The following is a 600-nucleotide window of genomic DNA, read 5'->3' on the forward strand; positions in this document are numbered from 1 at the left end:
GCCTTTTGATAACCCGAGCGCCACACCGACCGCAAACATCAACTGCATGTTGCCGAACACGCCTTCACCGGCGGCGAGCATCACTTTGTTGACCGCGTCTGGAATAAACGCAAAACCCGCGTTACCAATACCCAGCATCAAGCCAGCCACCGGTAACACCGCCACAGGCAGCATTAACGACCGCCCTATTTTTTGTAGTTGTCCAAATATACTTGCAAACATGGTTTCCTCCTGACGAATGCCAGTGTTGTAGGACCTGATTCCTTCAGGTCATGTTGTTTCACGTAAGGTCAGGATGATCATAGCGAGCAAGGCGGCGCCTAAGGTTACAAAAGGCAATCAGTTTGTAAGTGGCCGCTTACAAATCTCTTACACCGAGAAGTGAAAATTGTAATCGGCTCGATTGTGCATGGGCGTTTAAGAATGCATCATATTGGCCAGCGCCAAACTCAGGGGCAGGCACAGGGACGGACACAGGGAAAGTAGGATGGAAAACAAGCAGATACTGGTCGTCGATGACAACCACGAACTTCGCGAAGCATTGTCAGATTACCTTGGTCGCGCAGGGTTTGAAGGGATTTGCGCACAAAACGGCGGCGT

General features: G+C 50.8%; 1 protein-coding gene and 1 pseudogene. One reads left to right on the top strand and one right to left on the bottom strand.

What is annotated here, in order from left to right; all coding sequences use genetic code 11:
• Positions 1–222 (bottom strand): PTS transporter subunit EIIC (locus R7O13_RS28800; protein ID WP_318305452.1); only part of this gene is annotated, 222 nt, incomplete at its 3' end.
• A 265-nt stretch (positions 223–487) separates the two neighbouring features.
• Here R7O13_RS28800 and R7O13_RS28805 point away from each other — a divergent pair.
• Positions 488–600: pseudogene (locus R7O13_RS28805) on the top strand (DNA-binding response regulator); the annotation flags it as partial.

It is taken from the genome of Vibrio sp. Y176, assembly GCF_033438945.1.